Below are 23,436 nucleotides of genomic sequence, written 5' to 3' on the forward strand. Positions count from 1 at the left end.
CTTGGGCACCAGCGAAGACGCACCTGAGGAGAAGGAAGATGACCACTTCGACCGACAACGACGTCGTTCAGGCCGATGCCCGGGCCCGTGCGCGGGGCGTGGGAGGGATGGCGTTCACTGAGCTGTGGGAACGCTTCTCGTTCTACGGCCTGCAGAGCATCCTGGCCTTCTACCTGCTCTACACACTGGAGAAGGGCGGCCTCGGGCTGAGCCCTGGCGCCGCGGCGGGAATCGTCGGCGCCTACGGAGGAGCTGTCTACATTGCACAGCTGGTCGGGGCGTGGCTGGGCGAACGAGTCCTCAGCCCCAAACGGTTGGTCCTGATCGGCGGGATCGTCATCACCCTCGGCCACCTTACCCTGGCCTTCGTCCCCGGCCTGCCTGGCTTGTCCGTGGGCCTGGTGCTGATCATCCTCGGGACCGGAGCGCTCAAAACGAACGTCACCTCCATCGTCGGATTCGTCCTCGAGCACGAGACCGACGCTCGACGGGACGCCGGATTCTCCTACTTCTACATGGCGATCAACACCGGGGCCGTCCTCGGACCCCTCGCGACCGGCTTCGTGCAGGAGCAGAGCTCGGGATTTCATCCAGGGTTTGCCCTCGCCGCAGTGGGGATGATCGTGGCGCTGGTCCAATACGTGTTCTCCTCCCGCAATCTTCCCGAGCGCGCCAACCAGGTCACCCGTCCCCTCTCACGGAAAGGTGCCCGCCTGGCACTAGCTTTCACCGGGGGAGCCGTCGTGGTCATCGCGCTTGCCGTGGCCACGGGCCTGATGGTCGCGGAGAACCTCTCCACCGTCGCTACCGTCGTCGCGCTGGTCGCGGCCGCAGCCTATTTCGCCGCGATGCTCGCCTCCCGGAACGTCACTCGCGATGAGAAGCGGCGAGTGGGCGCCTACATTCCCCTGTTCCTGGCCACTGGACTCTACTTCGGCTTCCTTTTCCAGAAGTTCACGGCCGTTTCGATCCTGGTACAGCAACGAGTGGACAGGGACCTCGGGGGCTGGTCGTTCCCGGTCGGCTGGGTAGCCATGGTCAGCCCGCTCGCCGGCGTCCTGGCAGCCCCGCTCATCGCCTCGCTGTGGAAGAAGCTCGGAGACCGGCAGCCCCGCGCGGGAGCGAAGTTCGCGTTCGGCATGATCCAGATCGGGCTGGGCTTCGTCTTCATCCTGATCATCTCAGTCCTGGTGTTCCAGGAAACGATTCCCGTGCTGCTGGTTCTGCTGTTCATGGTGATCGTTGGCAGTTCGGAGAACTTCGTCGGACCCATCGGACTCGCCTTGGCGACTCGGATCGCTCCTGAGGCGTTCACCGCTCAGATGGTGGCAGTGAATTTCTTGACACTGGCCTTGGGCTCATCGCTCTCGGGCCTGTTAGGGCAGATCTACGCAGCCATCCCGAACAACACCTATTTCGCCGGGATCGGAGGGACAGCTGTTGCCATCGGCATTGTGCTGCTGGTGGTGCGCGAGCCCTTGCAGCGCAATCTCTATGCCGGTCTGCGCTGATCACACGAACTCAAAGCTTCAGGAGGATGGAATGAGAAAGCCTCGCGTCGCCGTCGTCGGTACCGGAACCATCGGCTCTCAAGTCTTGTGGCAATTGGCCGAGCACGGCGTACCCGTTACGGGCTACGAGCTCTACAGCCCCGGACACCCACGAGGGGCAGCCGGCGGGGAGTCCCGGCTGTTCCGATTCATCGAACTCGAAGACCTGCGCTACCTGCCCGTGGTTCAACGGGCCCACACGCTCTGGAACCAGCTACAGGAAAAGGCGGGCACCCGGCTGCGCTCCTTGAACGGAGCCCTGACCATCGTCCAGGACGACACCACCGCATCAACGACAGCACGTGAAACAGCGGAACTGCTCGGCCGCAGAGCCCAAGTGCTGGACCGGGACGAGGCCACGCGGAAATTCCCGAAGTTCGACCTCGCCGAGAACGAGTTCGCAGTGCTGGATAAGGGCGCCGGAACGATCTACCCAGAACGCGCGATCCGGGCGGCCACCGCAACTGCCATGGCACTCGGAGCGACGATCCGCACGGAATCCTGCGTCACCGAGATCACCCAACATGGGCGCCAAGTCATCGTGCGAACCCAGGACGACGAAACAGCCTACGACCGGGTCGTGATCGCCGCCGGAGCCTGGACCTCCACACTGGTTCCGGAGCTCGCCCCGTACCTTGCACCCCGCCGCCTGCTCTCGACATGGTTCCCTCCCAAACCAGGCCAATCACTGGCCGGAATCGTGCCCTACATCAGGGCCGCCCCCAACTACTCCTACGGCCTTCCCACCACGGACGGATCCGCAATGAAACTCGGACTCGGCTTCGAGCACCACAAGATCATCGAATCCCCGGATACCGCAGACCTCCGAGTCACCGAAGAAGATCTGACCGCAGTCCGAAACCTGGCCAGGGACCTCCTGCCATCCCTCGATGACTACCCCGTCAGAATCAACCCCTACTTCGAGGCCTACACCCGCTCCCGGATCGAATACGTCGGCCAGCACCCCTCAATCGACGGCGCGATCGTCATGGCCGGATTCTCCGGAAAAGGATTCAAAACCTCACCCGCACTCGGCGAACTCGGAGCTCACCTCGCACTCGGAGCAGACCCCCGAGAAGAAACCAAGTTCATCACCGCCGCCGAACACCTGCCCTTCTGAACCACGCTGAGCCACGAACGCAGATGCTCAAGGGGCGGCGCGTCCATCGCCCTGATTGATAGCTTGAAAACCATGAAGGAATCGACAGGTAACTACCTCAGCGCAGCACTGTTCTTCCTCGCAGGGGCATCCGTGCTGTCGGTCAGCCATGCTGTCTCGTGGGGGCTGGTCCCGGTCGTGCTGTGTTTCGTAGTGGCAGCGGCCTTTGTGGTGACGGCAATCCGGGCCCAGCGGAAGGGCCGCAAGACCTCAGCCGGAGACAACGCCTAATCCACCCAGCGAGGGCTTCGAGTCGGCAACCCGGCGGCAGGCAGGCCAGTATCGGAAACGTGCTCGGGCCCGGCGCCCCGACCATGCCGCACTGATTGGCGGTACCGTGGGCGTCCTTCGCAACCCCAGTACCTGTACGCGGAGGACGGTGATCGGGCAGACGCCTGCGGTTGCGTGGCGCGTGTCTCGGGGTGGCAGCCTTCCTGCCTGGCACGTTCAGCGCGCGGTTCACCTGCGCATCAGACCTCAGCGAGCGGAGCATGCAGGGGACTTCTCGCAGGTCCTGACATGAGGCCTTCCTTCGTCCGCGCAGACCCATGAAGCCGACCAGGTGGTGCGACGTGTATGTGAATTGGCGCTTAACAGGTCGATCGGTATGCTTTGGCCCGTTTGATCTATCCAACATTTGATCATTTGGGCGATGGTTGGCTCTCTGAGGCTTCCAGTCCATTCGTCCCGAATTTCGCACCGGAATAGGCAGGGAATCATGGAAGAAGAGACAACCTCGCGGCAGGAGGGTGGCAATCAGAGCGCTTCGGTACCACCGCCACCCGCTAGTGCTCCAGGGCTCGGCGCTGCCGGGCCGGCGGATGGGGCCAAAGAGACCCCTGTGAGGGCTCCAGGTGTTATGCCCGGACCTGGTTTGTGGCGGAGGGAAGTGGCCCTTGCCCTGTCTGGAGCGCGCGTTCGGCAGTGGGGCGTCCTTGCTGTTTCTGCACCGGTGCTGGCGTGGCTCTCCGGGCTCCTGCTGACCATTTCGGTCTCTGAGCTCTTCGATGCGGGGATTCCTGGGGTCAGCAGTTGGGGGTCCGAGATCCGGGATTCTGTGCTGACGCCAGGTCTGTTCTTCGTGCTGGCGGGCGCGGCCTTCGGGGGTGGTTTCGATGTCACGGCCGACTCTGTCGGCAGTGGTTGGGTCGGTTTCACCGCTCAGGGCACGCTGGGCCTGGTGGCGTGGGGTGCGGTCCTTGCTCTGGCTCTGTTGGCATGGTGGATTGTCCGTCGTGGGGAACTCTCTCAGGTCCGGTCTCTGCCGTGGCGCCAGGCGGCAGTCCGGTCTGTCCTGGATGCTGTGCCAGCCAGCGTGCTGATGGTACTGCTGTTCGGTTTCTCCCAGGCTTCTTTCGGTGACTCGCGGTCGCTGGTGATAACGCTCTCCAGTCGCGGGTGGGTAATTTTCTTCACCGTTGTGTTGGCCGTTGCCCTGCCTACCTTCCTGGCACGTTGGGGTGGGCCTGAGGCCGCCGTATTCTCTCGGGTGCGAACGGCCGCCGGTGAAGCGCTCAGGGTTTGCGATTGGTTCGGGGGAGTGCTCGGGGTCGTTGCCATGATTGGCGCGGTGGTGGCTGTCGTGACCGGCTCGATCCCCGGTTCTGTACCACTGTCCATGCTGCCCTATCTGGGGAACGTAGTCTTCAGCTTGCTCACCTGGGGCGTCGGCGCGGGTCTTCACTACGTCCTGGGAGGCCCCCTGGTGAACCTTGCGGGCAGTTTCGGTGGCCAGAGCAACAAGCTTGGCCGGGACAACCTGTACTTCGCCTGGGACTTTTCCGGTGCCTTCTTCTGGGTGCTGCTGATCCTCATGATCGTGACAATGCTCGTGGTTGCGGCCCGGGTCGGAACCCACCGCTCCCGCACCGCAGGGCCGGATTGGCGGCGTACCTGGCAGATGCCTGCGATCGTCTTCGTCATTGCGCTTCTAGGTACGTGGTCAACCGGCATGTCCGTGTCCGGGACTGCTGGGATCAGCATCATGAGCGGCAATCAAGGCGGCGGGGTCACCGCAGGCATCGGTCCTGCCTGGTACGCACCGGTATTCGTGCTGGTTCTTGCCGCACTCATTTCGTGCGGTGCAGAGGTGTTGCCGCTGTTCCTGTTCCAGCTGGCCCCTCGGCTGCTGGTCCTGGTCGCGGGCCGCAACGCCGTGGAGCGCTGGCTGCATGGCCAACCTTCTCCGCAGAAGTCATCGGGCACACAGCTTCCCTCTGATTCTGCAGTAGTGCCGGTACCGGTTACCGTGTTTCCGGAAGCGAAGACCCCGGAGAAGTCCTCCCAGCCGCACACCGGTGTTCAACCGGGGGAACTGGTTCCCTCACCACCGGTTGGGGAGATCACACCAATGTCGCCACGGACTAAGAAGAGGATCCGCGCCGGCGCGTTCATTGTTCTGGGACTGGCCGTCGTGGCCGGAGTCGCCGCAGGGGCGGTGGCCTTCCTGAACAGTGCTCGGAACCCTGACGCGGTGGTGCGTAGCTATGCTGAGCTGCTCCAGAACGGTAAGGCGGCCGAAGCCTCCAAGTTGGTTGACCCCGGCATTTCCTTTGACAAACGTGCTCTCTTGACCGATAAGGCCATGGAAAAGGCTGTCCGCATCCAGGTGGTGTCCGTGGAGGTGAAGGACAAGCGGGACAAGGACGCGACCGTCACACTGACGTACTCCCTGGACGGGCAGCGTTCCACGAAAGACTTCACGGTGGTGAAGGGAGATCCTGAGTTCGGCTTCCTGGATACCTGGCAGCTTCGCGATCCGTTCCTGACATCGACCAGCATCGCGACCGTAGGACTGGACGCAGTCACGGTGGGGGAGCAGCCTGTGACGGTGCCGGAAGGATCCGGTTTCGGGGGCATCGGGATGACGGATACCCCCGACCATGTCCTCAGCCTGCCCGTCTACCCCGGTATCTACACCGTCGGTGCGGCATCGACGAAGTTCATGGCGGTTCAGAGTGAGCGGCTGACCGTGCAGGGTGACAGCTCAACAAGTGAAGGCGGTCCGGGGGTGACGCTGAAGAGGAGCATCACTCCGGCAGCGGAGTCCGCAGTCCTGGACCAGGTCAAAGCCTTCGCGCAGGCTTGTGTGACCGTCCCGACCAATACCAACGACGGGTGTCCCTATCCGTTGCAGAACAAGAAGCTGCACAGCATGAAAATGCTCTCGGCACCCTCGAGCGTGAAGATCGAGGATGATGGGTCCTTCACCAGTGATGCGGCGAAGTTCGAATACACGCCAGATCCCTTCTTTGAGGGCGACAAGCCCGAGGCTGAAACCTCGGAATTCGCCTTCAAGGGCAAGTTCGTCATCACCTCAGAGGGCGTGAAAGCCACGGACATCGCCTACACGTACGGCTAAGAAATCGGCTAGGAGCCGGCCCCGTCGGCGGTGTTCTCGGCCGCCCAGTCATGCCGGCCAACGACAGGTGGACCCCTCTTGCGCGAGGGTCCACCTGTCGTTTCAGGGGCGGCAACCGTGGACGAAAGATGCCTGGCACCCGGTGATTTAGTACCGGACCGGCCCCGGGTACAGGGCGAGCCAAGGCCTTGCTTCACGCATCATGCAGCACCGGCTATCCGCCCGTTGAGACCGCAGCCCGGAGACCGCGCAGGGTTTATCAATGCAGGGTTATCAGCGCACGTCTCAAATCTCATGGGAGACGGCATCTCGTTCGGGATTTTTGACATGGTGTGAGCTGGCTGACACTATATTCACCGACCTACCAACTGGTTGGTCGGTGAGGTTTTTGAGAGACGATGAGGTGCTCGTGCGACAGGACTTTGTGAAGATGGAGCGGCCGGGATCCGGGATTCCAGTACTGGACCCGGCGGCGTCAGCGAAGGGCCTGGCGCAGGGGAAGCTGGGGCTGATGGCCTCGACGGTGATCGGTCTGGGTTCGACGGCGCCTCTGTACTCACTGGCCGCCACGCTGGGCTTCATCGTGATGGCTGCCGGCGCTCAGGCACCCGTGGCCTTGATCGCCGCTTTCGTCCCCATGTGCTTGACGGCCTTCGCGTACCGGGAGCTGAACACAGCGGTGCCTGATGCGGGGACGGCATTCACCTGGGCCTCCAAAGCCTTCGGGCCCCGCACGGGCTGGTTCGCGGGGTGGGGTGTCTTCGTGGCCGGCGTCATCGTGATGGCGAGCCAGTCGGAGGTGGCCTCACGATACTTCTTCCTACTCCTGGGCGATGGCTCCCTGGCCACCTCGAAAGTGGTCGTGACGACGGTCGGGGCGATCATCATCGCCCTGATGACTTGGGTTTCCTACCGGGCTGTTGAAGCGGGAGCATTCGCCCAGTACGCCCTGATGATCCTGCAGTATCTGGCCATCATCGCCTTCTGCATCGGTCTGGGCCTGGCGCTGCTCCATGGCGGGGGAACGTTGCCATTCTCCTGGGAGTGGTTCAACCCCTTCGCTACCGGCAACCCCGCCGGGTTCATGCAGGCGGTCCTGATCGCGATCTTCATCTACTGGGGGTGGGACACCTGTCTGTCCTTGGCGGAAGAGACGAAGAACCCGCGGACCACCCCAGGCCTGGCTGCGCTGCTGTCGACCGTCACCCTGCTCATCACCTACATCGGCATGACCGTGCTGGCGATGATGTATGCCGGAACCGGCGCCTCGGGCAAGGGCCTGAGCAACCCGGCGGGCGCCGAGGACGTCTTCTACGGCCTGCGCAGTGATGCTCTGGGTCCGTACGGCTGGGTGCTGGTCTTCGCGATCTTCGTCTCAGCCCTCTCAACTTGCCAGACAACGATCCTCCCGACCGCCCGGGGCACCTTCTCGATGGGCGTGTACAAGGCCTTGCCGCGGCGGTTCGCGGGCATCACCCCGAAGTACCAGACCCCGGGATTCTCCACGATGTTCATGGGCGTGGTCTCGATTCTCTTCTACGTCGGCATGACGATCATCAGCGGCGACATCCTCTCGGACACCATCGAATCGACGTCCCTGGCCGTGGCCCTCTACTACGCGATCACGTCCTTCGCCTGCATCGTGTACTTCCGGAAAAACCTCTTCGACAGTGCACGCAACACCCTGTTCCGCTTCGTCCTCCCACTGCTCGGCGGGCTCATGATGACCGCGGTCTTCATCTTCTCCGCCGTGAGCATGTTCAACCCCGATTACGGCACGACGACGCTGCTGGGCACCTCGGGGACCTTCGTCATGGGTGTGGGCTCGCTCCTTCTGGGCCTGATCGTGATGGCTGTCTGGTCCCGGTTCCCAGGGGCACGTGAATTCTTCGCCGGACGATCCCTGAACCGTGACACCGAAGTCAAAGTCCCCGAGACCTACTGACAGCTGCCTGACAGCAGCTCCGCGAACACGGCCACGCGCCGTCGTCGGCCATCGCCGTGCCGCGGCCGTCCGGCCGCCCCCGACCACCTCGCGCCTTCAACGCGAGGAAGCACACAAGAAAGAAAGGGACATCATGTCCATGCATATCCTGATCCTCGGCGCCGGCGGCGTCGGTTCCGCCGCGGCCCACATCGCCTCACGCCGCAGCTTCTTCGAGAAGCTGACGATCGCAGACTACGACCCTGCCCGACCCTCCGCCCTCATCGAGGCGATCAATGACCCCCGGTACTCCGCAGCGCAGGTGGACGCCTCCAACGAGACCGCGATCATTGAACTGATCCAGCAGACGAGCGCCACCCACGTGCTCAACGCGGTGGACCCGCGATTCGTGATGCCGATCTTCAACGCCTGCCGTGCGGCCGGAGTGACCTATCTGGACATGGCCATGAGCCTGTCCGTGCGGGACACCGAACGGCCCTTCGAAAAGACGAACATCATGCTCGGCGATGAGCAGTTCGCTGAATCCACCGAATGGGAAGACGCCGGGCAGCTGGCCCTGGTGGGCATCGGCGTCGAGCCCGGTCTCTCCGATGTGATGGCCCGCTACGCCGCCGATGAATTGTTCGACGAGATCGACACGCTCTCCGTGCGCGACGGCGCGAACCTGACCGTCGACGGATACGACTTCGCACCCTCCTTCTCCATCTGGACCACCCTGGAGGAATGCCTCAACCCGCCCATCCTTTTCGATGAAGACAAGGGCGGCTGGTACGCCGTCGAACCGTTCTCGGACCCCATCGTGTTCGATTTCCCCGAAGGCATCGGCGAAGTGGAATGCGTCAACGTGGAGCACGAGGAAGTCTCGCTGATGCCGCGCTGGATCGACGCGAAGAAGGTCGAGTTCAAGTACGGGCTCGGCAACGAGTTCATCGAGGTCCTCAAGACCATCGAAAAGCTGGGCCTGGCATCGACCGAACCAGTCAACGTGAAGGGCCAGCTGGTCTCGCCGCGGGACGTCGTGGCGGCCTGCCTGCCGGACCCGGCCACGCTCGGTCCACTCATGAAGGGCAAGACCTGTGCAGGCGTTCACGTGACCGGCAAGCGCAAGGACGGCAAGGAAGGCGGACTGTACCTGTACCACGTCGCCGACAACGAGGACACCATGGCCCGTGATAATTCCCAGGCCGTGGTGTGGCAGACGGCCATCAACCCCGTCGTCGCCCTGGAACTACTGGCCAACGGAACCTGGTCCGGCGCCGGCGTACTCGGCCCGGAAGCATTCGTAGCCAAGCCCTTCCTGGACCTGCTGGCCGCAGCCGAGCCCGAAGGCTACGGTTCTGCTTGGGGCATCGTCGAGCGATAGACCATAGGATGTTCAGGCGGCACACTCGGGGGATGTGCCGCCTGAACATGACCAGCCCCGGCAAGGCCCTAGAGGACGGCGGACCGATGGATCAGAGCAAGCCCGAACAGATCATCGACACCTACGTCACCGTACTGGCCGAAGCCGGGGTGAAACAGGCGACCATCGACGCCGTCGCCAAACGCTCAGGACTCTCCAAACCCGGTCTCCTGCACCACTACCGATCACGGGCCGATCTGGACGCAGCGCTCCTGAACAGGCTGGAAAAACTGGTCGAAGACGACCTCCAGCAGATGCAGCACGCGCCCCAAGGAGCGGTGCACTACTACCTGTCCTCCTCCTTTGACGCAGGATCCCCGCTGGAACAGGCCGTGGTCGCCGCCACACGGCTGGCCCAAGCCGGGAACCAGAGCGCCGGTGAGATCCTCCGCCGGGCCCGAGACCACTGGTACCGGATCCTCACCGACTACCTTGCCGACCCCCTCCTGGCCCGCCTAGTCCTCATGGCAGGAGACGGCGTCAGCTACCACACCGCCATCGCCGCCCCCGATGACGACTCCTTCACCCAACACACCGACATTGGCGCCCTCACGCACCTCATCCAACAGCTCAACGACCACCCGAAGTAGGGAGGCGGGCCGCCGCCCGCGTTTCTTGTGAGAAATCGCTGCTTTCGCCCTCGTCCCAGCCGCTGTCGAGCGGTTACCGCTTGGAGAGCTTCTCCTGGTCCGGTCGGCTGGGTGCCTCTGCGCAGTGTTGCTCCTCCGGGATCTTGGGCTGGTTGTGGGAGCGGTGGTTGCGGGTTATCAGGTGTCCGAGGATGCCGCCGAGGATCAGGGCTGCGGCGATGAGGAGGAGGCCGTCGTTGTAGTTTCCGGTGGTGTCCTTGATTGTGCCTAGGACGGGCGGCAGGCCTAGGCCGGCGAGCTGTGCCACGGTGTTGATGATGGCGATGGATGCTGCGGCTGCCACTCCGATGATCTTCTCGGTGGTGACTGCCCAGAATACTGGCGTCAGGGCGAAGGTCAGGCCCACGGCAAGGATCAGCAGGACGTACGCGATGACGGGTGGGCTGTAGGGGGCCAGGGCAAGGCAGATGCCGGCGGTGATGAGGGGAAGGGCGAGGTGCTTGGATCGTTCCCCGGTTCGGTCGGAGCTGCGGCCGTTGAAGTGCATGAAGAAGATGGCGGCCAAAAACGGCACCGCGGAGAGGAACCCGACCAGGACGCTGTCGGAATGGGGGACCAGTTCCTTCAGGATCATCGGCATGAACAAGGTGACGCCGATCGTGCAGAAGGCCTGGAACAGCCATACTGCGGAAAGCCCGAGAACCGTGCGGTTAGCGATCGCTTTGTACCAGGGCACGTGGGCGCCGATGGTGGCGGTGGCGCGTTCCGCATCGAGGACGGTGAGCAGGTCATCTGCTTCGGCACGGGAAAGCCATGGTGCCTTGTGTGGGGTATCGCGCATGACACGCAGGATCACGATTCCCAGGGCGATGGCGGGAAGTCCCTCGAGGAGGAATAGCCAACGCCACCCGCTCACTCCCAGGAGGCCGTGCAGGTTCAGAAGCGCACCGCCCAATGGCAGGCCGATCACGGAGGCTCCTACCGAGCCCATGTAGAAGAAGGACATGGCGCGGGCGCGGTGGGCTTGCGGGAACCATTGCGAGAGGTAGTAGATGATGCCTGGGGCGAAGCCTGCTTCGGCCGCGCCCAGGAGCAGCCTGAGGGTGTAGAGCTGCCAGGGTGCCTGGACTAGGCCTACCAGCGAGCTGACCAGTCCCCAGGAGATCATGATGCGGGCGATCCAGATGCGGGGTCCGACTTTGGTCATCAGCAGGTTGGAGGGGACTTCGAAGATCAGGTAGGTGATGTAGAAGACGGAGACCCCGATCCCGTACATGGTGGCCGTCAGGCCCAGGTCGGCGTTCATGTCCAGCGCCGCGATGGAGATGTTCGTCTTGTCCAGGTTCGCGATGAAATAGCAGATGATCACCAGAGGGATGATCTTCACGTTCAGTTTGCGCAGTGTGGACGGCGCCAGGGTTGCGTTCATGGGGTCACCTCGTTGTGATGTGGGGAAATGTTGCTGTCCGGGGCGGGGGAGAGGTTCACCATTCGGCGAAGGAGCCATCGGTGTGGCGCCAGACCGGGTTGCGCCAGCGGTGGCCTTCCTTGGCCCGCTCGATGACGTAGTCCTCATTGATCTCTACGCCCAGCCCCGGGCCGGAGGGGATCTTGACCATGCCGTCTGCGTAGTCGAAGATGCTGGGATCGGTGAGGTAGTCCAGGAGATCGTTGGACTGGTTGTAGTGGATACCCAGGCTTTGTTCCTGGATTACCGCGTTGTAGCTGACGGCGTCCACGGCAAGGCAGGCCGCCAGGGCTACGGGGCCCAGGGGGCAGTGGGGTGCCAGGGCGATGTCGTAGGTTTCGGCCATGGCGGCGATCTTGCGCACTTCCGTGATGCCGCCGGCATGGGAGAGGTCGGGCTGGATGATGTCCACCACTCCGGATTCCAGGACGTGGCGGAAGTCCCAGCGCGAATACAGCCGCTCTCCGAGTGCGATGGGTGTGGAGGACTCACGCAGCACGTCCGCGATGCCGTCCACGTGCTCGGAAAGCACCGGTTCTTCGACAAACATCAGGTGGTAGGGTTCCAACTCGCGGAGCAGCACGCGGGCCATGGGTCGGTGAACCCTGCCGTGGAAGTCGACACCGATGCCGATGTTCGGGCCTACCGCGTCGCGGATCTCGGACACATTGCGCACCACCCGCTCGACCTTGTCCCAGGTATCGATGTACTGCAGTTCCTCGGGCCCGTTCATCTTCACGGCACTGAACCCGCGCGCCACGGCATCGCGGGCCTGGCCGGCGGTCTCACCCGGCCGGTCACCGCCGATCCATGAGTACACCTTGATGGCCTCGCGCAGTCGCCCGCCCAGCAACTCGTGCACGGGGACACCGAGTGCTTTGCCCTTGATGTCCCACAAGGCCTGGTCGAGTCCGGCAAGCGCGGACATGTGGATGCCGCCGCCCCGATAGAAGCCCGAGCGGTACATGACCGTCCAGTGGTCCTCGATGAGGCGCGGATCCTTGCCGATCAGATAGTCACTGAGCTCCTCCACAGCCGCCGCGACGGTAGCCGCGCGGCCCTCAAGGACGGGCTCGCCCCAGCCCACCAGACCAGTGTCGGTCTCGATCTTGACGAAGAGCCACCGTGGCGGGACGGGATAGGTGGTGATGGATTCGATCCTCATCGATACGTCGCCTTTCCAGCGCTGGATTGCGGATTCATGACCCGGTGTGGGCGCGCCACACCGACATCAGGGAGGCCGCTCGGGCAGCGATCTCCTCCACAGTGCGGCCCGGCTTGTACAGCCAGGAACCGATGCCTGCCCCCGCGGCTCCGGCCTCCAACCAGGCGGTGAGCGTCTGGTCGTCGACACCGCCCACCGGTAGTAGTTCCGTCCCGGCTGGCAGGACTGAAGACCAGGCCCTCATTCCTGCGATTCCCACGGTCTCGGACGGGAAAATCTTCAAGGCGGTGGCTCCGGCGTCGAGCGCGGCGAATGCTTCGCTGGGTATGGCCACGCCGGGATAACTGGCCAGGCCCCGGGAGACCGTGGCCATGATGACCTCGGTGTTGGTGTTGGGGGAGACGATCAGCTGACCGCCTGCCTCTGCCACCTCCGCCACCTGGGCGGCCGTCAGCACTGTGCCGGCTCCCACCCGGGCGTCGTCGGGCAGATCTGCCCGCAGCCGGCTGATCGACTCCAGTGGCTCGGGAGAATTGAGCGGGACCTCCAGGGTGCGGATCCCGGCACGGTAGAGCGCGCGGCCGACGGCGGGCGCTTCCTGGGGGTAGATGCCGCGCAGAATCGCAATGAGTCCGGTGGTGTGGGAAGGCATGAGAGTCCTTAGGCAGAGGGGAATGAGGTAACGGGGGCGACGACGTCCGGTAGAAGGCCCCAAGCGCGGGCCACGACCCGCAAACCTTCCAGAGCGGTGTCCTGCAGTACCGGCATGTCCGCGCCTTGAGCTGCGAGAGCCCGCTGGTACAGGCCCCCCAGGGGACCGTCGGCGCACAAAGCCATCGGGGCGCCGACGTCCAGGGCTGCGGGAAGCATCGTGGCCGTCTCATCGGCGATCAGCAGCCCGGAGAGGTAGGACGCGACCGCAACAGGTGCCAATTCCCCGGCAAGGTGACGTGTGCGGGCGCTGAAGAGGCCAGCTGCCAGCGGTTGGCCCGGGTGGGAAAGCGAGTGCCGCAGGCCCGCGTCGAACGCCTCGCTATCGATCTGCGCTGGCCCGGTCGAGGCCGCCCCGGCGTGCCGGGCGGGGTCGCCCAGAATGGTGGCCGTCAGCAGCGCCGCGTGTAACTCACCGGTCATGACCGTGGTGAAATCAACGATGTGGCCCTCGGCCACGCGAAGCCACTTGGTGTGCGTACCGGGCAGGACGAGGATTGCCTCGGCCGGATGGCCCAGGCGGGCCACGGCCCCCAGGACCTGGGTCTCTTCGCCACGGATCACATCGCAGGCACCCGTGGCATCCGAATCCGTCCTGAGCCCGGGAACGATACTGACCGCGGGGCAGGTCCCGGGAACGTCTGCGGGGCGGAAGGCTCCCGCCTCGGCGGGGACCGGGAGGGTGAGGCGGCCGGCCCTGGACCAGCCATCATCGGCGCCGATCATGCCGCAGGCCAGCGCTGGCGTCTCCGTCGCGCCCAGCCGCTCACGCAGTCCGGCCAGAGTGCCGGCGAACGCCTCGCCAAGGTTCATCCTTTCCACCGTGGCGCGTTCTCTCACAGTGCGAAGCCCGTCGCCCGAGGTGGTCCAAGACAGGATGGCGCCATTGAGGTCAAGGGACCAGGCGCGCAGGGAAGACGTGCCCCAGTCCAGCGCCAGCAAGGCAGGCTCTTCGGGCAGGTGAGGGTGTGGCATAGGACGAAAGTAGGCAGTATGTCTCACACTGTTCAATTGCAACCCATATAGTGGGAGGTGTGGATTTGATGCGACAGGCGGACTCTCCGCCGAAGGGTGCCCAGACACTACTCACCGGGCTCTCCCTGGTGCGGCTCGTTGCGGACGGCGCCAGGAAGGCCTCGGAACTGCAGCGCGTCACTGGCCTCCCGCGTAGCACCGTGCATCGGCTCCTGCAAGCACTCAAAAGCGAGGGATACCTCCGCGACACGCCCGCGGGCCTCCGCCTGGGACCGACCCTGATCGAGCTCGGGTTCAGCGCCCTCTCGTCCAACCCCTTAGCAGCCGTGGCACGGCCCTTTCTGGAGGACCTAGCGGCCGAGGTGCTGGATACCGTGCACTTAGCCGTCCGTGACCATGAATCCGTTCTCTACCTCGTCAAGATCCCAGGCCAGCGAGGAGCTGAAATGCGTTCCCGAGTCGGATCACGCATGCCACTGACCCGCACGGGAATCGGCAAAGCGATACTGCTGGATGACGAGCCCGCCATCTGGGCGGAATGCTGGCGCGCGGAGGCGCCGGCCGATGAAACTGCCGCAGCCCCCGCGGCCAACACAGCCGGAGCGAAGGCCGAGGAAGACTTCCTCGGTCGTATGCACCACTACCGCAAGGGTGGCTACGCCTACGACATGGAAGAAAACGAACCAGGCATCCGCTGTGTCGCAGCCCCCGTCAGGGACGGCTCAAGAGCCATCGTCGGAGCCATCAGCGTCTCAGCTACTGCCCCCTACATGCCACCCAACCGCATGCGCGAACTCCTCACCCCGGTACAGGACGTCGCCGACGCCATCTCAAAGGAGATGGGCCACAAGGTGGCAGGCTAGGGACGCATCTCATGGCTGGCAACCAACACAATGGCAGCCGGCTCCCGAAGTGCAGCAATGTCTGCAAGCCTCGTACTAGTCTCTTTCGAGACGGCACCGCCTTGTCCGGTTCTTTCCTGCCAGCCGGTAGACGCGCCGGCCAGATGCTCTCCGAGAGGCTGGCCGGTCGTCGGAACATCCTGGCGGTGTGGAATACCCTCATGCCGCGGAAATTTGCGGATTTAAGAAACGGCCCCGACGGCACAAGATGCTGGCGCTCGTCTGCTTCCTCACTCCGCGTCCTTGATGATCCACCTCGCCTTTAAAGGCGGCAAATGGCAGCCGATGCCTGCAACTCCAAGTAGGGGTATAGGCGGGGTGGGAGGCTCGCTTGCCTACTGCGAAAGATCCACTGACCTAATTTTCATAAATATCAGGATCGCAAATGCACTTAATCCCGCGAAGTTCCCGGTGATTCGCAAGATTGGTCCTGCATCTCGGCTCCACAGTAGCGTCGCGACGGAGATTCCAATTAGAACTATTGCCGCCGAGAGAAAGAAGCTTATCGTCAGCAAATACTTCTGGCGTGATTCAGGTATCTTGCGCATCGAGCCTCTGATAAAAAATGCAAGAACGCAGATTAGACTCGTCGCCGTGCCGGCAGCCCATGTAATGGTTGGGGCTTTCACAGATACGATAGAAGTCGATCCATTTGGGTCGACAAACAGAGCTTCCCAAGCGGTTACGCAGAAGATCATGGCAATGAAACTGAGCGTGGCAGACAAAATCAGATGCGACGTCCGGATGCGAGAGGACATCGGCTCTGCTGTAGGTTCATCTTCAGGGCCACCTTCCGGCAGCTCTTGTCGTTCCATCAAGTTCTCACTTCCACGCTGGCGGCCGGCCGCCAGTGTCATTTAAAAATAGCGAAGGCGGGACGGGCTGGGAACCTGAGCGGGTATCGCGGTTCCAGGTACTCTCGGATACTGAGGGGACTGCCCCGGCTTTTGTTGACTCGGGGTCTTAGGCCGCTGTGAGCGCGGTCCGGTTGATTGTTTCATATTCGATTGGCGTGAGTTTTCCCAGCCGTCTTTGCCGTCGCCGGCGGTGGTAGGTCCGCTCGATCCAGGTCGTGATGGCAAGTCGGAGTTCCTGCCTGGTGAGCCACCGCTGCCGAGGTAAATCTTTCCCTCGGCAGTGGGGTGCTCCATGATGTCGGTCAGCCACAGCTCGTTCGGCGCGTCGGCGGTGAAGTCCCGCTCCACCAGGTCATCGTGGACCGGTGGACCCGGCTTCCGGTTCAGGCCACGCTTCTTGGAGAACACGGACCAAATGCCGTGGTCCCGGCACAAGCGCTGGACCCTGTTCTCGCCCGCCATGATGCGCTTCTCGGGGAGTTCGTCGGCGATGAAACGGTATCCGAAGGCCGGATCGTCGTCGTGGATGTCCCGAGCGGCGTTGACCAGGTGCGCGTCCTCCCAGTCCCGGTCCGTCACCGGGCAGGACCTCCACCGGTAGTAGCCTTGCTTGCTGAATCCCAACACCCTGCAGATCACCGCCACGGGAATACCGTCGGCGGCAAGATCCGTGACCAGCGGGTACATCATTTTGGGTTGATGTCCCTCGCCAGATAGGCAGCAGCCCGGCGCGGAATCTCGTTCTCCTGCTCCAACAGGCGGTTGCGCTTCTTCAACTCCCGCATCTCGGTCGACCCGGCCGCTGCCGGGCCGGCTCCGGATTCCTTCCGTTCGGCGATGGCAATCCACCGTTTCAGCGTCGTGACCGAGAGCCCGAAATCCTTCGCAATCTGCGCCAGCGGCGCTTCGCCCTTGCGGGCCACATCAATGACATCCTGGCGGAACTCCGCCCCATAAGCCGTGGGCATGGTCAACATCCTTCCACGAGCACCAGCTCGCTAGATCAAGGAGTCGACAAAACCGGGGCAGTCCCCGGAGACAGAGTCAGAATGCTGACTCGTGAATGAGGACGGTCTTGCCGATCGTCGTTCCGGAACGCAGGTCCTCGAGCACGGATGCGCCGTTCCGGATGGGTTCGGCAGCGGTCACCTCAACACGGATCGTTCCGTCCGCCACCAGATGCAACGCCCGGTCGAGATACTCGCCGACGAGCTCTGGATGAGCTGCAGCGAGCGCGCCGAGGTTGAATCCGAGAATGCTTTTGCCGCCAAACCACAAGCTGTTGCTGCTGATGTACTGGTCTCCGGCTTGCGCGGCGTCGCCGACGACCAGAAGGCGACCCTCGAAGGCGAGCAGATCGATGCTGAGCGCACGGGTCGGGCCGCTGACCGGGTCGGCGATGACATCAAACCGTTCGTCCAGGTGCTGCTCGAGCTCCGAGCGCAGCCAGACCTCGTCATATCCGAGGTCGAGCGCATGCTGACGCTTCTCCTCACGTCCGACGACGCCCACCACCCGCCCTGCGCCACAGTGTTTGGCTACCTGTCCGATTTGCGAACCGAGGCCGCCGGCAGCGGCGTGGACCAGGACGCTCTCCCCCGGGTGGAGCTTCGCAAGGCGTTCGATCACGAGCAGCGCCGTGGTGGTGTTGGACGGCACTGCGGCAGCCACGACGGGAGACAGCCCCGCCGGGACCGGCTTGACCAGATGCTCGTTGGTCACGGCGATCTGACCGTATGCACCTCCACCGTTGATGGTCAGTGCCGCGACGGGCACTCCTCCTTCCGCCGCACCGTCCCGGGGTTCGTTCCCGACCAGATAGCCGACCGCTTCGATCCCCGGCGTCCAGGGCAGCGGCAGTTCAGGGACGAAGCCACCCGCGAAAAGGGCCTCGACGTAATTCGCGCCGGCATGGGTGACCTCGATCGCGACCTGCCCTTCCTCGGGCACGGGCGGTTCCGCATCTCGGTAGCTCAGGGTCCCGGCACCGGTGTAGTCAGTGATCTGAAGCGCTTTCATCGTCATACTCCTTCGCTCGTCATGTACGCTGGCCACACTAGCAGACAGCTGATACATGACAGGGTACGATGACAATGATGATGCGGGAACTCGGAACAACCGGACGGACGGTCTCCCCCCTGGGGCTGGGGTGCATGGGAATGAGCTGGGGTTACGCGGAAAGCAGCCGCGACGACGCCGAGTCCACGGCGGTGATCCACGCGGCGGTTGATCAGGGGGTCGACTTCTTCGACACGGCGCGCGTGTACGGCGACGGCCACAACGAGCGGCTGGTCGGCAGGGCGCTGAAAGAGCGATCAGATGTCGTGGTGGCCACGAAGGGCGGGCTCGTCGTCGATGACCTCGCGACACACACGATGCGGCGGGAGGCCACTCCGGATTCGCTGCGGCGCCAGGTCGAGGAAAGCCTGTCGCATCTGGGACGCGAGGTCATCGACCTGTACTACTTGCATCGAATCGACCCTGCCGTCCCCCTGGAGGACAGCTGGGGTGCTCTGGCAGACCTGGTCTCGCAGGGAAAGATCCGCTGGCTGGGCCTGTCGGAGGTCAGCACGTCTGAAGCCGCACGCGCCCATGCGATCCACCCCGTCACAGCGATCCAGTCCGAACTGTCGCTGTGGACCCGCGACGCCCAAGGGATCCCTTCGGCAGGCCATGACGTACGACCCGGGACCGCGGGATCTGCGGGCGCGCCTGGGGGAGACGTGGTGGGCTGGACCGCGGCGCACGGCGCAAGCTTCGTGCCCTTCGCCCCTCTCGGCCGAGGTTTCCTGACTGACAGCATCGAGGTCGGCAAGCTCGATGACGACGACTTCCGCAAAACCAATCCTCGATTTCAGCCCGAGGCGCTGGAACACAACCGGTTCATCACCACGGCCGTGCGCCGGATCGCCACGACACACGACGCGTCACCTGCACAGGTTTCCCTGGCCTGGGTTCTGGGTCAAGGACCCCAAGTACTGCCGATTCCAGGAACCCGCACACGACGCCACCTCATGGACAACCTCGGAGCCATCGATGTCCGCCTCAGCGCGACCGAAACCGCTGAGCTCGACGACCTCGGGCCTGCTCGCGGAAGCCGCTACTAGCCGACGTCAGGAGGAACTGGGCGGTCGACGGGATGACCCGCTCGCAGGATTCGACGTCCAGGCCGATGCTTCTTCGAAAGGAAAAAACGACCCCTACGGGCGACGAGTCGTGAGCGATCGACACGGTGAGAGGTGAGATCTGCGCGGCGCTCGTCACTCAGGACGAGAACAGGCTTGCCGTGCTGCCCTCGTGCGAGTGATTGGGATATCGGTTGATGTCAGCGACGCCCACATCTCAGTCACGACGGCGACCATCTCGGCGGCCACCAAAGACTCCACGCGAGCGGAACGGCCATTCGGCGCCCAGGGTTCCACACGGCGCGCCCAGCCTTCACCCTGCTTCCGTCCGATCACCCACAGAAGAGCATCGATTCGGCGATGAACCAGATCCTCCAACGCCTCGCCGATCGCCGTTCGACAGCTCCGGGCCGAGGGATGCAGTGCTCTATTCGCCGTCCCGATCACGCACCGCTGACGCCGCGCGCAGAAGCAGCTCCTTCCAGACAGCCACTTCGCTCTCGGTGAAGGCATCCCGCAGGCGCTGTTCGACAGCCCGCGCGCTGGCATCAGCTCTCAGCACCAGCGCTTCACCGCTCGGCGTCAACGACACCAGGAGGACCTTGGAATGAATCTCCGAATGAACACGGTCCACGAGCCTCTTGGCCTCAAGCTTCGACAAGACCGTGGCCATCGTCTGAGGCGTCACAGCAGCCGTGCGGGCCAGCATCGCCGCCGACTGCTCGGGAACGTAATACAGCGCCATCAAGGTCGCGTACTGCGCCACGCTCAGATCGAAATCACGGAGAGCTCGCGCCTTCTCGGCCATGAGCGTCTGCTCAGCGAGTTTCAGATAGGTGCCGAGCCTGGAGTCCAGATCCTCCTCGAACGCGGCCTGGCCACGTCGCGGAGCCGACAGCCGCGGTTGACCGGAAGCACTCTTCGCGTTCTTAGCAGGCATCTTATTATGCTACCGCATCTGCTTCTTCACAGGCCTATGGCACAACTGAAAATTTGATTTCGCTAGTTTAGACCGAAGGGCGCCAAGGCGAGGGCGTGACCACCACGGCAGGGACCGGACCTACGACGTCGTCCGTGTCTCCGGCCCGGAGCGCGACAGGCTGTGGGCCGACCTGGCTCACGGCGTGCAGACCCGGGAGCAGTGACACGTCGAGCAAACGACGACGGGCGCCGCTCAGCGCCGCCGCACGCGTGGTCTAAGCGTCACGCCCGGCAGCGGGGGAGCTGGGATATGCCCCACCTCCGCCTGTGCCTCGGGGGTGTCGCCTCCCTGGTGACCGGCGACCCAGCCGAAGCGTGATCCGGCGATCTCCGCGGCCGTCGGCTCGACGCCGTCGTCCGTGTACAGCGTGCCGCTGGCCTCCCAGTCGTCCCGGGCCTGCACGATCTCCTGGTGATCCCGGCCCACGAAGTTCCACCACATGAGGAGGTTCTCGCCGAGCGGTGCGCCGCCGAGGAGGAAGAAGCGTGCGCCCGGACCGGCCTCCACGGGGATGCTGCTCCGCTTGCCGCCGAGGTAGAGGAGCGGACCCGGCTCCAGGGCTTGCCCTTCGACGCTCAGGGCGCCGTCGATGACCAGCAGCGCGTGTTCGAAGCCGGGCTCCAGCGGGATGGTGGCCAAACCTTCGGCGTTCACCTGTGCCCCGACGATCGGGCTGAAAGCGCTCGCGGGTGAACTGACGCCGGCCAGCGAGCCCATCACCACGGTCGCCTCCCAGCCGTCGCCGGAGGTGCGGGGCAGATCCTGGTGCTGTTCGAACGCGGGCTCGCGGTGCCGATGCTCGTCCGGCAGCGCCACCCAGAACTGGAGGCCCTCCTGGACCGGGATCTCCTCGCCGTCCACACAGGTGAATTCCGAGTGGGCGATCCCGCGGCCGGCGGTCATCAGATTGAGCTCGCCGGGACGGACGGTCACGTCGCTGCCGAGGCTGTCCCGATGACGGATCTCGCCCTTCAACGGCCACGTGACGGTCTGGAGCCCGATGTGGGGGTGCGGCAGAACGGTCATGGCAACACGCTCAGGCCCGAACCGGTCCAGGAAGCACCACGCTCCGATGGTGGGAAGGTCCTTGAGGGGGAGGGTCCGTTGGACGGTGATGGCACGGATTCCGCCGAGCGGCACGGCTCGCTCCGGCCAGAGTTCCAGGCACGGTTCCGGCACGGTGGTGCGGGCCGGGCAGGCCTGCTGATCCGGGGACGGGTCGAGGTTGGTCACAGCGCCACTCTACGCCGCCGGGGCGGTCCGGCCAGGTGGTCAGTGCACCGTCCACCTTGTGCGTAATTGTTTATTTTGTATCGATTAAGTGTGCGTCCGCTTCTAGACTTGAGCAATGCCCACACCGATCCTCAGCTACCGCGATGCCCGCCTCTTCAAGGGGGACCGCGAGCACCGTATTCTGGCCGGCGCCATCCACTACTTCCGCGTCCACCCCGATCTGTGGGAGGACCGGCTGACCCGTCTGAAAGCCATGGGCGCGAACACCGTGGACACCTATGTCGCGTGGAATTTCCACCAGGAGCGGCGCGAGGACGCGCCGGACTTCAGCGGCTGGCGGGATCTGGGCCGTTTCATCGATCTGGCGGGGGAGCTGGGCCTGGACGTGATCGTCCGTCCCGGGCCCTACATCTGCGCCGAATGGGACAATGGCGGCTTCCCGTCCTGGCTGACCGGGACACCCGACATCATGCTCCGCTCCACCGACCCGCGCTTCACCGGACCTGTGGGCGAATGGCTGGACCACCTGGTCCCCGCCATCACCGGACGGCAGGCAGCGCAGGGCGGACCCGTCGTCGCGGTCCAGGTGGAGAACGAATACGGCAGCTACGGCGACTCCGCCGAGTACATCCGCTGGAGTGCCGAAGCCCTCCGCGAGCGGGGCATCACCGAGCTGCTGTTCACCGCCGACGGCGGCAGCGACTACTACCTGGACGGCGGCGCCGTTCCGGAGATCTGGGCCACCGCCACCCTGGGTTCGCGCGGCGACGAGGCGATCGAGGTCTGGAAGCGCCGCCGGCCCAGCGAGCCTTTCTTCAATGTGGAGTTCTGGGGCGGCTGGTTCGACCACTGGGGCGAGGCCCACCACGTGCGCCCGGGCAGCGAGGCCGCGGCGGAGATCCGCAAGATGCTCGACGCCGGCGGCTCCGTCTGCGTCTACATGGCACACGGCGGAACGAACTTCGGGCTCGGCGCGGGGGCGAACGAGGACGGTGGCATCCAGCCGACGGTCACCAGCTACGACTCCGATGCGCCGATCGCGGAGAACGGCACCCTCACCGAGAAGTTCCACGCCATCCGCGCCGAATTCCTGCGGGCCGAGGGTTTCCTCGAGGACGAATGGCCCGCCATCCCGGCGGCGTTGCTGGAAGCGGCGCCGGTGTTGCCGGCGAGCACCCTTGAACTGGCCCCCGCCCGTCTCCCGCTCCTGGACTCGCTGCGCGCCGGACTCGATGCCGCCGTCGCTGCCGGCGAGCATCACCCGAGCGAGCGGCCGCTGAGTTTCGAAGAGGTGGGCCAGCATCACGGCCTGCTCTTCCACCGCGCGACGGCGGTCCTTCCGGGCCGCGAGGACGCTCCGCAGGAGTGCCTCATCAAGCTGCCGGACCTCCACGACCGTGCGCAGCTGTGGGTGGACGGCGAGCCGGTGGGGATCCTGGACGACAAGACCGGCGCCGCAGGCCTGGCCGTTCAGGGGCATGGCCGCGAAGTCGTGCTGGAGATCCTGGTCGAGAATCTGGGCCGCATCAATTACGGCCCGCACACCGGCCAGCGCAAGGGCCTGCTGGGCGGTGTGCTCGTGAATCAGCGGTTCACCCTCGGCTGGGAGCACCTCGTGGTGGATCCCTCCCGGTTCGGTGAGGATGAGCTGGCGGACCTCGCCCTGGCCACCTTCGACGTGGAGACGCCGGCGGACACCTACCTGGCACTGCCGGGCTCCACCAAGGGCTTCGTGTGGGTGAACGGTTTCCTGCTGGGACGCTATTGGGAGATCGGACCGCAGGAGACCCTGTACGTGCCCGCACCCCTGGTGAAGTCCGGGCGGAACACGGTGCGGGTGCTGGAACTGGGAGTCAGCGGTGGCGCCGTGGAACTGCGCGAGGAGCCTCAGCTGGGCGCCGTGAGCGTCGATGTCATCACAGAGGCCGACCTCGCCTGAGCCGGCTCTCCAGCGGACGCTCCTGAGCTGAGCGCCCAGGAACGGTGCAGGGCCGCGGGATATGCTGGACAG

At 64.4% G+C, this 23,436-nt stretch carries 18 protein-coding genes and 1 pseudogene; 10 read left to right on the forward strand and 9 right to left on the reverse strand.

The window, feature by feature from the left end:
• Positions 1 to 38: 38 nt before the first annotated feature.
• From AB4Y75_RS02635 to AB4Y75_RS02665, 7 genes are all read left to right on the forward strand, one after another.
• Complete coding sequence (locus tag AB4Y75_RS02635; protein ID WP_441434334.1) at positions 39 to 1,511, forward strand: peptide MFS transporter; 1,473 nt, start codon at positions 39 to 41, stop codon at positions 1,509 to 1,511.
• Positions 1,512 to 1,542: 31 nt separating this feature from the next.
• Positions 1,543 to 2,670: an FAD-dependent oxidoreductase gene (locus tag AB4Y75_RS02640; protein ID WP_441435245.1), complete on the forward strand. Its 1,128-nt coding sequence runs from the start codon at positions 1,543 to 1,545 to the stop codon at positions 2,668 to 2,670.
• A gap of 72 nt (positions 2,671 to 2,742) precedes the next feature.
• Entirely contained in the window at positions 2,743 to 2,940 is a 198-nt protein-coding gene (locus AB4Y75_RS02645) for a hypothetical protein (protein ID WP_441434335.1), read from the forward strand.
• A 658-nt stretch (positions 2,941 to 3,598) separates the two neighbouring features.
• The gene (locus AB4Y75_RS02650; RefSeq protein ID WP_441434336.1) at positions 3,599 to 6,070 is read left to right on the forward strand and encodes a hypothetical protein; all 2,472 of its coding nucleotides are present in this window, start codon (positions 3,599 to 3,601) and stop codon (positions 6,068 to 6,070) included.
• A 430-nt stretch (positions 6,071 to 6,500) separates the two neighbouring features.
• On the forward strand, positions 6,501 to 8,015 hold the full coding sequence (locus AB4Y75_RS02655; RefSeq protein ID WP_441435246.1) for an APC family permease: 1,515 nt from the start codon (positions 6,501 to 6,503) through the stop codon (positions 8,013 to 8,015).
• 139 nt (positions 8,016 to 8,154) lie between these two features.
• Positions 8,155 to 9,378, forward strand: coding sequence for a saccharopine dehydrogenase family protein (locus tag AB4Y75_RS02660; protein ID WP_441435247.1), 1,224 nt, complete (start codon positions 8,155 to 8,157; stop codon positions 9,376 to 9,378).
• Between the two features lie 32 nt (positions 9,379 to 9,410).
• On the forward strand, positions 9,411 to 10,007 hold the full coding sequence (locus AB4Y75_RS02665) for a TetR/AcrR family transcriptional regulator (RefSeq protein WP_441434337.1): 597 nt from the start codon (positions 9,411 to 9,413) through the stop codon (positions 10,005 to 10,007).
• A gap of 73 nt (positions 10,008 to 10,080) precedes the next feature.
• On the opposite strand, the gene AB4Y75_RS02670 is transcribed toward AB4Y75_RS02665, so the two are convergent.
• The 4 genes from AB4Y75_RS02670 to AB4Y75_RS02685 are packed head-to-tail and all read right to left on the reverse strand — an operon-like array spanning position 10,081 to position 14,326.
• On the reverse strand, positions 10,081 to 11,436 hold the full coding sequence (locus tag AB4Y75_RS02670) for an MFS transporter (RefSeq protein WP_441434338.1): 1,356 nt from the start codon (positions 11,434 to 11,436) through the stop codon (positions 10,081 to 10,083).
• A 55-nt stretch (positions 11,437 to 11,491) separates the two neighbouring features.
• The gene (gene dgoD, locus AB4Y75_RS02675; protein ID WP_441434339.1) at positions 11,492 to 12,640 is read right to left on the reverse strand and encodes a galactonate dehydratase; all 1,149 of its coding nucleotides are present in this window, start codon (positions 12,638 to 12,640) and stop codon (positions 11,492 to 11,494) included.
• A gap of 34 nt (positions 12,641 to 12,674) precedes the next feature.
• Positions 12,675 to 13,292: a 2-dehydro-3-deoxy-6-phosphogalactonate aldolase gene (locus AB4Y75_RS02680; protein ID WP_441434340.1), complete on the reverse strand. Its 618-nt coding sequence runs from the start codon at positions 13,290 to 13,292 to the stop codon at positions 12,675 to 12,677.
• 8 nt (positions 13,293 to 13,300) lie between these two features.
• A complete protein-coding gene (locus AB4Y75_RS02685; protein WP_441434341.1) occupies positions 13,301 to 14,326 on the reverse strand; it encodes a 2-dehydro-3-deoxygalactonokinase in 1,026 nt (341 codons plus the stop codon).
• 68 nt (positions 14,327 to 14,394) lie between these two features.
• Between AB4Y75_RS02685 and AB4Y75_RS02690 the strand changes: the two genes are divergently transcribed.
• Positions 14,395 to 15,189, forward strand: coding sequence for an IclR family transcriptional regulator (locus tag AB4Y75_RS02690; protein ID WP_441435248.1), 795 nt, complete (start codon positions 14,395 to 14,397; stop codon positions 15,187 to 15,189).
• Between the two features lie 374 nt (positions 15,190 to 15,563).
• Here AB4Y75_RS02690 and AB4Y75_RS02695 read toward each other — a convergent pair whose 3' ends face one another.
• The 3 genes and pseudogenes from AB4Y75_RS02695 to AB4Y75_RS02705 all read right to left on the reverse strand — a co-directional run bounded on the left by AB4Y75_RS02695 (position 15,564) and on the right by AB4Y75_RS02705 (position 18,104).
• On the reverse strand, positions 15,564 to 16,085 hold the full coding sequence (locus tag AB4Y75_RS02695) for a hypothetical protein (RefSeq protein ID WP_441434342.1): 522 nt from the start codon (positions 16,083 to 16,085) through the stop codon (positions 15,564 to 15,566).
• 106 nt (positions 16,086 to 16,191) lie between these two features.
• Positions 16,192 to 17,053 (reverse strand): annotated as a pseudogene (locus AB4Y75_RS02700) (IS3 family transposase).
• A 76-nt stretch (positions 17,054 to 17,129) separates the two neighbouring features.
• Complete coding sequence (locus tag AB4Y75_RS02705) at positions 17,130 to 18,104, reverse strand: quinone oxidoreductase family protein (protein ID WP_441434343.1); 975 nt, start codon at positions 18,102 to 18,104, stop codon at positions 17,130 to 17,132.
• Positions 18,105 to 18,184: 80 nt separating this feature from the next.
• Here AB4Y75_RS02705 and AB4Y75_RS02710 point away from each other — a divergent pair, with 80 nt between their 5' ends.
• Positions 18,185 to 19,192 (forward strand): aldo/keto reductase, encoded by a 1,008-nt coding sequence (locus AB4Y75_RS02710; RefSeq protein ID WP_441435249.1) that lies wholly within the window; start codon positions 18,185 to 18,187, stop codon positions 19,190 to 19,192.
• A gap of 445 nt (positions 19,193 to 19,637) precedes the next feature.
• On the opposite strand, the gene AB4Y75_RS02715 is transcribed toward AB4Y75_RS02710, so the two are convergent.
• Both AB4Y75_RS02715 and AB4Y75_RS02720 read right to left on the reverse strand, forming a co-directional pair.
• A complete protein-coding gene (locus AB4Y75_RS02715; protein ID WP_441434344.1) occupies positions 19,638 to 20,150 on the reverse strand; it encodes a MarR family winged helix-turn-helix transcriptional regulator in 513 nt (170 codons plus the stop codon).
• 234 nt (positions 20,151 to 20,384) lie between these two features.
• Positions 20,385 to 21,425, reverse strand: coding sequence for a pirin family protein (locus tag AB4Y75_RS02720; protein WP_441434345.1), 1,041 nt, complete (start codon positions 21,423 to 21,425; stop codon positions 20,385 to 20,387).
• Between the two features lie 115 nt (positions 21,426 to 21,540).
• Here AB4Y75_RS02720 and AB4Y75_RS02725 point away from each other — a divergent pair, with 115 nt between their 5' ends.
• Entirely contained in the window at positions 21,541 to 23,364 is a 1,824-nt protein-coding gene (locus AB4Y75_RS02725) for a glycoside hydrolase family 35 protein (RefSeq protein WP_441434346.1), read from the forward strand.
• Positions 23,365 to 23,436 lie beyond the last annotated feature (72 nt).

The sequence above is a fragment of the Arthrobacter sp. RAF14 genome, from assembly GCF_052114185.1.
Lineage (GTDB): Bacteria > Actinomycetota > Actinomycetes > Actinomycetales > Micrococcaceae > Arthrobacter_E.

Excerpts from the sequence above, each read along its gene's own strand:
- AB4Y75_RS02635 (WP_441434334.1), top strand. The coding sequence starts at position 39 with ATGACCACTTCGACCGACAACGACGTCGTTCAGGCCGATGCCCGGGCC.
- AB4Y75_RS02640 (WP_441435245.1), top strand. The coding sequence starts at position 1,543 with ATGAGAAAGCCTCGCGTCGCCGTCGTCGGTACCGGAACCATCGGCTCT.
- AB4Y75_RS02645 (WP_441434335.1), top strand. The coding sequence starts at position 2,743 with ATGAAGGAATCGACAGGTAACTACCTCAGCGCAGCACTGTTCTTCCTC.
- AB4Y75_RS02655 (WP_441435246.1), top strand. The coding sequence starts at position 6,501 with ATGGAGCGGCCGGGATCCGGGATTCCAGTACTGGACCCGGCGGCGTCA.
- AB4Y75_RS02660 (WP_441435247.1), top strand. The coding sequence starts at position 8,155 with ATGCATATCCTGATCCTCGGCGCCGGCGGCGTCGGTTCCGCCGCGGCC.
- AB4Y75_RS02665 (WP_441434337.1), top strand. The coding sequence starts at position 9,411 with ATGTGCCGCCTGAACATGACCAGCCCCGGCAAGGCCCTAGAGGACGGC.
- AB4Y75_RS02670 (WP_441434338.1), bottom strand. The coding sequence starts at position 11,436 with ATGAACGCAACCCTGGCGCCGTCCACACTGCGCAAACTGAACGTGAAG.
- dgoD (WP_441434339.1), bottom strand. The coding sequence starts at position 12,640 with ATGAGGATCGAATCCATCACCACCTATCCCGTCCCGCCACGGTGGCTC.
- AB4Y75_RS02680 (WP_441434340.1), bottom strand. The coding sequence starts at position 13,292 with ATGCCTTCCCACACCACCGGACTCATTGCGATTCTGCGCGGCATCTAC.
- AB4Y75_RS02685 (WP_441434341.1), bottom strand. The coding sequence starts at position 14,326 with ATGCCACACCCTCACCTGCCCGAAGAGCCTGCCTTGCTGGCGCTGGAC.
- AB4Y75_RS02690 (WP_441435248.1), top strand. The coding sequence starts at position 14,395 with ATGCGACAGGCGGACTCTCCGCCGAAGGGTGCCCAGACACTACTCACC.
- AB4Y75_RS02695 (WP_441434342.1), bottom strand. The coding sequence starts at position 16,085 with ATGACACTGGCGGCCGGCCGCCAGCGTGGAAGTGAGAACTTGATGGAA.
- AB4Y75_RS02705 (WP_441434343.1), bottom strand. The coding sequence starts at position 18,104 with ATGAAAGCGCTTCAGATCACTGACTACACCGGTGCCGGGACCCTGAGC.
- AB4Y75_RS02710 (WP_441435249.1), top strand. The coding sequence starts at position 18,185 with ATGCGGGAACTCGGAACAACCGGACGGACGGTCTCCCCCCTGGGGCTG.
- AB4Y75_RS02715 (WP_441434344.1), bottom strand. The coding sequence starts at position 20,150 with ATGCCTGCTAAGAACGCGAAGAGTGCTTCCGGTCAACCGCGGCTGTCG.
- AB4Y75_RS02725 (WP_441434346.1), top strand. The coding sequence starts at position 21,541 with ATGCCCACACCGATCCTCAGCTACCGCGATGCCCGCCTCTTCAAGGGG.